The following is a 7,229-nucleotide window of genomic DNA, read 5'->3' on the forward strand; positions in this document are numbered from 1 at the left end:
TTATAGGTTTATACTGAAATGTTTGATGTTACTTTGTCAGGCTTTCGACCGCAGCTTTCAGAAACTCGATTTTGCTGTACGCAGTTCCGCCTTGAGCGAGTGGATCCACCACGTTGACAAAAGCGGTGCCGTTCTTGAATGCATTCAAGTTCTTCATGATTGGATCATTCTGCAGTTCTTCCAAAGCATTCGGCGTATCTTTATTCTCATCTGGCGAGAATTGGACAAATACGTAATCCGGATTCATCTCTGCAATCTTCTCTTTCGAGATCAGTTCCTGTGCTCTGGCTGCGGCTACTTCAGCCGGTACTTCAATCCCCAAATCCTCATACAATACCGGGTTAAAGAACACCCCTGCCGGATAGATGTACATCTCACCTGCACGAACCCGAAGCGCCAGAACTTTCTTGTCCTTCAGGCTATCTCCAATCGTCGCTTTGACTTTTTCCAAGTCCTCTTTATATTTCGCGATTTCCTGTTCCGCTTGTTCCTGTTTGCCACTTAACTCGCCGAGCAATTTCAGGTTGCTTTCCCAGTTGGTCGAGATATGGGAGTACGGAATCGTGGGAGCAATTTTGTTCAACTGTTCAATGACTTCAGGCTTGGCTTTGGACGATGCCAAAATCACATCCGGCTTCAAAGACAGGATCGTTTCAAAATTCGGCTCCATTTTCTCACCAACCGACTGGGCGTCCTTCGTGATCGACTCAAACATCGGCGGGAATTTACCCGAGAAAGTGATGGCTCCAATCGGATTCACTTCCAACACAATGGCATCCTCCATGGCTTCAACGGCACCCGTGATGACGATGCGCTCCGTTTTGGCCGGAAGCGTATATTCCTGATCGAGGTATTTCACAACTTTAGTATCGGACGATGCAGGGGTCGCTTCTTCTTTCGCAGCGTTATCCTCCCCGACTGTATTCGTGCTTTCTGCTGCATTATTCGTGCTTGCTCCGTCTGTATCTTTAGCCTCGTTACCTCCACCGCAAGCGGACAGTACCAACGCAAATGCCAGCAATAACCCCAAAACCCATTTCATTCGTTTCATCTCTCTCCTGATACCCCTTCCATGATCTATGATCACTCGAATAATTGATAATGATTATCATTATTGATCATAGTATAGGATTTGCTCTCTTAGTACCATGGACAAATACCCGGATTCCTCATGGACAATTTCCGGAAAACAACCGGAAGGCCTCTTCCGCCATCTGCTCCATCGCAATGGGAGAGTACTCGCGCCAAGGGTAAGAGGATAATGGATGGAACGTTCCCTCTCGCACCGCAGGAATGGTCATCCACTCCGGCGTTGCCTGCAGTTTTCTCCAATTCGCCAACGTTTCAGAATCCTGACGGATCAAGAGCAGAATGTGGTCTGCGCGGCTCTCCTTGATCTGCTCAATCGTTAAACATCCCGCATCTTCCCAGTCCACAGGCATAGCCGGCTGAAAATTGAAATAATCAAATAATAGTTCCTTCATGCCCGGATGGCTGTAAGCCATCAGGTCATCCTGATGCAGGCGTGCGGTCAAAAGCGTGCGTGCTTCCATCATTTCAGTGGGGAGCTTCTCACGATAAGTCGATATTTTATGATGAAACGTTTCAATCCATTGCTCTGCTTCAGGAAGCTTGTTCAGTAATTTAGCGAGACCTAACAGATTAAACTGCCACCCTGCCTGCTCTGCCGGCATTTCGTAGAGGGGGGCAATCAGCCGAAGCTGCTCCTTCTCCCAATCCTCCACCCCCTGTGCACAGACGATGAGCTCCGGGCGTGCCGAGGCCAGCTTCTCCAGATTGACACATTTGTTATGATTCTGGCGGTATGCATCCAGATGGACCGGGATATCCGGCCCAAGAATGTTATAGTAATGCTGTGACCACTTCGGATGAAGCGGAGCCGCATACGGCGTGAAATCCAGCGGCATGGCGTAACCCAGGAGGGCTGTGGAGCCGTACATCGCCAGTTTATTTTTCCTTGTCTTCATATACACCGAGGGGGAAATCCCGAATGCCTTCTTAAACTTGCGGCTAAAATAAAATTCATCCTTATACCCCACCATATGCGCCACTTCACGCAGCAAAGAATCCGAGCCCAGCATCAGCTGCTTCGCCTTGTTCAAACGGACATGGGCCAAATAATCCATTGCGCTGCACCCATACGTCTTCTTATATACTTCTACAAAATACTTAGGACTCAGCTCGGAGAGGTTCGCCAATTGTTCAATCGTTAAATCTTCATCATAATGCTCCTCAATATACTCCTTCACCCGCTCCAGCGCTTGCCGCTTATCATTCTTGGAGTATGGGCTGCACTCGGCAATCATTGTATATAGCAGCTCTTGAAAATCCAACTGAACCCTCCATTGCTTCATGGGCTCCTTGCTGTGAAAATCCTTGTACATCGACCTGCAGACGAGATTCAAGCGGTCCGGAGAGCTGATGACAAAGATGCCGTCATAGGGCATGAAAGCGGGGCTGTCCACCTCATGTAATCGACCGCAGCCTGAGACACCTTCCATGAAACTAAAATGAAGGATTGCAACCGAAGCCTGCTCGTGTTCCTCGGAACTCTTGTGATCCGCACTCGTAATTCCGAAAGTGGACCCTGCTGCACAAAAATAAACACACCCCTTATTCATACGGGTGATCTGCTCTGCCTGTTGTAAACAGGTTTCTCCGCTCAGCGGGATGATAAGGGCTGGCTGCACTGCCAACTGCTGCTCCAAGGAGAGCTCTTGTCCATGAACAATATCCATATTCCATAAACGGGCCATGAGCCCGCTGTATTCACGTGGTGCTTTTTTGCTACTGCTGTTCGTCGATAGGTTTACCATATGTACAGACCCCAACCTTAAATGAGAATGGTTATCATTATCATATAATTATCACACACCGTCCCAAAAGTCCAGCACGATCTTCTCTTTTCCACCTTAACGTATGACGATGTAAGGCAAAAAGAAAGCAGCCACGCGCTCCCTGTCAGGGAGTCGTAGCTGCTGCTTTTCAAATGGTGTGGATGAGGCGGATCTTTCGCATGTTAGCAATTCAGTCCTCTCCAAGGGAGGGAAACTTTATCTCAAATACACCGGATTGTCATTAGTTCCCCCGTTGGCGCTGCCTAGCTCTCGCCTCGCCGCCTTTGCGGCCCGCTTCTTCACGGCTCATCTTGCCGTCCCCGTTGCTGTCGCTGCCGCTTCTGGCTTCGCCGCCCTGCTGCCCTATCTCTTGATAGAACTCACGTCCGTGGGAATCCGAGGTAGCCTCGCCGCCTTTGCGTCCGATGTCCTCATAGAATTCTCTGCCATGGGAGTCGGAAGTCGCTTCCCCACCCTTCTGGCCGATTTCCTGATAAAATTCCTTATCATGAGAGTTTGACGTGGATTCTCCGCCTTTTTTACCGATATCCTGATAAAAGTCTTTGTCATGGGAACGGGAAGTTGCTTCGCCGCCCTTTCGTCCGATTTCTTGGTAGAATTCTTTGTCATGTTTGTTCGCAGTTGCTTCTCCACCTAAACGTCCTGCTTCTTCACGGCTCATCTTTCCATTGTTGTTATTAGCCATTCTGAATCACTCCTTATAGGTAATTTGAAGTTGTTGCTCGTCCACGTTATGATATTAAACTTCTGACCAGAGATGAAACACCCGCTTTGCATAAACGCGCACTGAAAATCAATGAAAACCGTGATAAATCCTATGTAAACCTTGATATAGAAAAAAACGTCTATCGACGTCCATTCTAGAGAAGACAGACCCGTTTAGATGTTGTTTTTCTTGCGATATCAGGCAGGCCATGCTTCGAAGTTTATACTTTCTCATATCTCTTAAACGCAAAAAAAGCCCCGCACAAAGTGCGGAGCTTCTTCTTAATGTTCGTATGCGGTAGAGAGGACTCGAACCTCCACGGGTATACACCCACTACCCCCTCAAGATAGCGTGTCTGCCATTCCACCACTACCGCATAATATAAGGGATACATCATTTCATTACTTCATAAAAATGGTGAGCCATGAAGGGCTCGAACCTTCGACACCCTGATTAAAAGTCAGGTGCTCTACCAACTGAGCTAATGGCTCTCGATGACAATCGTGCGGCTGCCATATAAGAAAGTTATATAGAAAGTGGTGACCCGTAGGGGATTCGAACCCCTGTTACCTCCGTGAAAGGGAGGTGTCTTAACCCCTTGACCAACGGGCCACTTTAACCACGTCGCCGTGACGACAAGATTGAGTATAGCATAATTTCAAAAATGCTGGCAAGCTTTTTTTTCGTGAATTTTAATATTTATTTTCGGAGCTTTTTCGGCTTATAAATCAGCCTAAAAAATCCGGCGTTAACTTCTCTTCTTGAACGCGATTTCCTTCGAGTCCCACATGGTATGCATGTGCATTTTTCCTTGAGCTTACGACCCTATGCAGCCGTCCGTCCATAAAATGCAAAGCAACCCCATCATCAGCAGCATATCCTGCTTGTGCCTCACCTTGAAGCACAAGTTTATGATAGGCAGGTCTTCTTTTGCTCTCACCATCATAATGCGGGCAATGACTGCCTTGTAATATACCCAAACCCTCAAGCTTGTACAAAGGCGCGTTCAACGGGTCCGTCACTCCTTGGTCAAACCAGCAAATGGAACCAGCGCTTAACCCGGTTAAGATGACACCCCGTTCATACGCCTCTTTGAGTATCTGATCCAGGCCCCATTCCTTCCACAAGACCAGCATATTCCGGGTATTGCCCCCGCCAACATAGATGATATCCTTCTCGAGCACAAAAGACCGAAGATCGGCAAAGTTCGGTTGGAACAGCGACAGATGACTGGGAGTACACGGCAGTGTCCGGAAAGCATGATAGAAACGTTCAACATAACCATCCGCATCCCCGCTTGCCGTCGGAACAAAACACACCTCAGGTATTTGTTTCGGTACTTGTGCCAAAATATAGCGATCAAGCAGCAGATTATCCGGTTCCATCGAGAAACCGCCGCCACCCATAGCAATTATCTGTTTCATTGTTCTCTGCCCCCATTTACGCTAGGCGAAAGAGAGAGGGATACTCTCCCTTCGGTCGAGACTGCGAAGTATTCCTAACGCTGCTTATGCTCCGACGAACCCTATCCAGGGTTCTCATCCCTATGCAAAAAAAGCCCCCGATCACTTTGTGATGGGAGCTTTCTTCGATGTAATGCTCAACGGAGAGAGAGGGATTCGAACCCTCGCACCGCTTACGCAGTCTAACCCCTTAGCAGAGGGTCCCCTTATAGCCACTTGGGTATCTCTCCATATGGCTCCCCGAACAGGACTCGAACCTGTGACAACTCGATTAACAGTCGAGTGCTCTACCAACTGAGCTATCAGGGAACATTAAGTTGGATATTAATAATTTATCATGACTTCATAGGGGAGTCAAGCTTCAGAAGCGTAAGGCGTCCGGCGCACTTTCCGCACCGATAACGAGCCGGATTCATCTTCCGTTTACGCAGATATTCAGTCCCGCAAGCGCTGCAGCGAAGTTTATATCGATAAAGTTCCGGCTCCCGACGGCCCGCAGCCTTGCCCTTCGGCAAGGACTTGCAGAAACGGCTCCCTCCAACGGCTTGCAGCAGGTTTTTGAAATCAGCGTCCCGATGCCGATATCCCCTACCAGCGATATGCAGATGATAATGGCACAGCTCATGCTTGATGATCTTCTCCACCTCTTCCCTGCCGTGCGTAGCGAGCTGATGCGGATTAATCTCGATATGATGGCTTTTCATGAAATAGCGGCCGCCTGTCGAGGACAATCGCCGGTTAAATGTCGCCTTATGCCTGAACGGAACCCGGAAGCTCTCCAGCGAGATTTTCTCAACCCATGCCTGCAGTTCTTCATTGCTCATCTCGTTCATCGTCACCATGTCTATCCTTTCTTTTGCCTTATAAATGCTACTTGAATTTTAACTTCTCTCTGGGCTACACTGTCAAGTAGAAAGTATGGAGGGAGAACCTGCAATCATGCCAAACATGCGCTACGTTATTTTAAAAGGACAGGACGAGCTGTTATTTGTCGAAATGCCCAGTGACTATGCTTACCAGCTCAGTGCTCTAAATTTACGCCTCAATAAGGAAATTGATAAACTCACCGCCGCAGGCAAACCTCAGCTGCCTCTAGCTGTAGCCGAATGCGACAATCTGGATCTGCTGCAGGAATCGCTGAGCATTCAAGGTGGTCTGGAATACATAAATGAGCTTGAGTTGGCCTTTGCTTCCCTTAAGGAAACGGAATATCCAGTTATCTCGCTGCTTACCGAAATTCGGGCTCTCCAAGCGCAGCTTGAGCAATGGTACGAGGAAGAAGCGTTATAATCGAGGTAGACCTGCACGCTTTGGGCTTTTTCCCCATATGCTATCCATACAGATGGAATTAGCAAGAGGAGGAGATACCCTTGCCGCAATGGCTCTGCAATCAATTGACACGCGCCTTTCGCAAAAAGGACAGACGTCAGATCAAGCTGCTTAACGAATGCTGGTACTTTTACCGGAATTCCCCGGGCGAAGAAAACTCGAATGCCCGTTAGTGCACTGAACCGATCCATAGGTATGACAATAAGCCGGACATCCTGTCCGGCTTATTTTTGCATTGTATTATGATGGCTGAATGGTTGAATTTCGCACTTATAATTCGCTGCGTTTAGCTGGCCAGGAGCCCTGCAGCTTCCGGAGAAAAACAATTTGTCCCGTATGATATGCATCATGCATGATTAAGCTAAGTATTCGCTGCGGCGTTTCGATAACCTCTGTCTCCGGCATCTCCTCAATCTTCTGTCTTAACGCAGCATGAACTTCCTGAAGCTGCTCCCGAGCCGTATTCCATGCCTCCTCACTTGTGTCATGAATGAGAAACGTCTCGTCATTGCCTATCCCTTCATTATGGAGCGGTGTCCCTTCCAATTTTCCGAGCAGACGCTGTTTGTAATACAGCAAATGCTGCACGTTCTCCCATATGGAATTCGCAGCCTGCCCTTCCGGTTTCCACAAAGCCTGCTCGACCGTAACATCCTTCAGGGCAGGATGAATCGGCGGATACCAATCCTCTTGCACCATCGCATAATCCCAGTTTTGGAGCAGCACTTCCTTCATGTTCATAACCATCGCCTCCGCCTCATAAATGTAACCACCATAAATAAAATAGAACGTTACATAAAAATTAACACACTTCAGACCCCATTACAAGTAACTATATAGGCTGAACTTAAG

The 7,229-nt window shown here is 48.1% G+C and carries 8 protein-coding genes and 5 tRNA genes; 2 read left to right on the top strand and 11 right to left on the bottom strand.

Features of this window, described 5'->3' with window-relative positions:
• Positions 1-28 precede the first annotated feature (28 nt).
• From J7E85_RS13340 to J7E85_RS13385, 10 genes are all read right to left on the bottom strand, one after another.
• Positions 29-1,051, bottom strand: coding sequence for an ABC transporter substrate-binding protein (locus J7E85_RS13340; protein WP_215158511.1), 1,023 nt, complete (start codon positions 1,049-1,051; stop codon positions 29-31).
• Between the two features lie 118 nt (positions 1,052-1,169).
• Positions 1,170-2,837 (bottom strand): AraC family transcriptional regulator, encoded by a 1,668-nt coding sequence (locus tag J7E85_RS13345; protein ID WP_215158513.1) that lies wholly within the window; start codon positions 2,835-2,837, stop codon positions 1,170-1,172.
• 262 nt (positions 2,838-3,099) lie between these two features.
• On the bottom strand, positions 3,100-3,564 hold the full coding sequence (locus J7E85_RS13350) for a KGG domain-containing protein (RefSeq protein WP_076324669.1): 465 nt from the start codon (positions 3,562-3,564) through the stop codon (positions 3,100-3,102).
• A 314-nt stretch (positions 3,565-3,878) separates the two neighbouring features.
• Positions 3,879-3,961: transfer RNA gene (locus tag J7E85_RS13355), tRNA-Leu, on the bottom strand.
• 39 nt (positions 3,962-4,000) lie between these two features.
• Positions 4,001-4,076: transfer RNA gene (locus tag J7E85_RS13360), tRNA-Lys, on the bottom strand.
• 46 nt (positions 4,077-4,122) lie between these two features.
• Positions 4,123-4,197, bottom strand: a tRNA-Glu gene (locus J7E85_RS13365).
• A gap of 116 nt (positions 4,198-4,313) precedes the next feature.
• Positions 4,314-5,009 (bottom strand): Type 1 glutamine amidotransferase-like domain-containing protein, encoded by a 696-nt coding sequence (locus J7E85_RS13370; protein ID WP_215158515.1) that lies wholly within the window; start codon positions 5,007-5,009, stop codon positions 4,314-4,316.
• 180 nt (positions 5,010-5,189) lie between these two features.
• Positions 5,190-5,278: transfer RNA gene (locus J7E85_RS13375), tRNA-Ser, on the bottom strand.
• A gap of 3 nt (positions 5,279-5,281) precedes the next feature.
• Positions 5,282-5,357, bottom strand: a tRNA-Asn gene (locus tag J7E85_RS13380).
• Positions 5,358-5,383: 26 nt separating this feature from the next.
• The gene (locus J7E85_RS13385; protein WP_251035694.1) at positions 5,384-5,890 is read right to left on the bottom strand and encodes a SprT family protein; all 507 of its coding nucleotides are present in this window, start codon (positions 5,888-5,890) and stop codon (positions 5,384-5,386) included.
• Between the two features lie 97 nt (positions 5,891-5,987).
• On the opposite strand from J7E85_RS13385, the gene J7E85_RS13390 reads away from it, so the two are divergent.
• Complete coding sequence (locus J7E85_RS13390; RefSeq protein ID WP_215158517.1) at positions 5,988-6,338, top strand: hydrolase/acyltransferase; 351 nt, start codon at positions 5,988-5,990, stop codon at positions 6,336-6,338.
• Between the two features lie 80 nt (positions 6,339-6,418).
• Positions 6,419-6,550, top strand: coding sequence for a cortex morphogenetic protein CmpA (gene cmpA, locus J7E85_RS13395; RefSeq protein WP_015737250.1), 132 nt, complete (start codon positions 6,419-6,421; stop codon positions 6,548-6,550).
• A gap of 97 nt (positions 6,551-6,647) precedes the next feature.
• Here cmpA and J7E85_RS13400 read toward each other — a convergent pair whose 3' ends face one another.
• Complete coding sequence (locus J7E85_RS13400; RefSeq protein WP_215158519.1) at positions 6,648-7,118, bottom strand: DinB family protein; 471 nt, start codon at positions 7,116-7,118, stop codon at positions 6,648-6,650.
• Positions 7,119-7,229: the final 111 nt, after the last annotated feature.

Source organism: Paenibacillus sp. ISL-20 (assembly GCF_018613005.1).
In the GTDB taxonomy this organism is placed as follows: Bacteria; Bacillota; Bacilli; order Paenibacillales; family Paenibacillaceae; genus Paenibacillus_AQ.

Coding starts and splice junctions, on each gene's coding strand:
- J7E85_RS13345 (WP_215158513.1), bottom strand. CDS start 2,837: ATGGTAAACCTATCGACGAACAGCAGTAGCAAAAAAGCACCACGTGAA.
- J7E85_RS13390 (WP_215158517.1), top strand. CDS start 5,988: ATGCCAAACATGCGCTACGTTATTTTAAAAGGACAGGACGAGCTGTTA.
- J7E85_RS13370 (WP_215158515.1), bottom strand. CDS start 5,009: ATGAAACAGATAATTGCTATGGGTGGCGGCGGTTTCTCGATGGAACCG.
- J7E85_RS13340 (WP_215158511.1), bottom strand. CDS start 1,051: ATGAAACGAATGAAATGGGTTTTGGGGTTATTGCTGGCATTTGCGTTG.
- J7E85_RS13350 (WP_076324669.1), bottom strand. CDS start 3,564: ATGGCTAATAACAACAATGGAAAGATGAGCCGTGAAGAAGCAGGACGT.
- J7E85_RS13385 (WP_251035694.1), bottom strand. CDS start 5,890: ATGGTGACGATGAACGAGATGAGCAATGAAGAACTGCAGGCATGGGTT.
- J7E85_RS13400 (WP_215158519.1), bottom strand. CDS start 7,118: ATGAACATGAAGGAAGTGCTGCTCCAAAACTGGGATTATGCGATGGTG.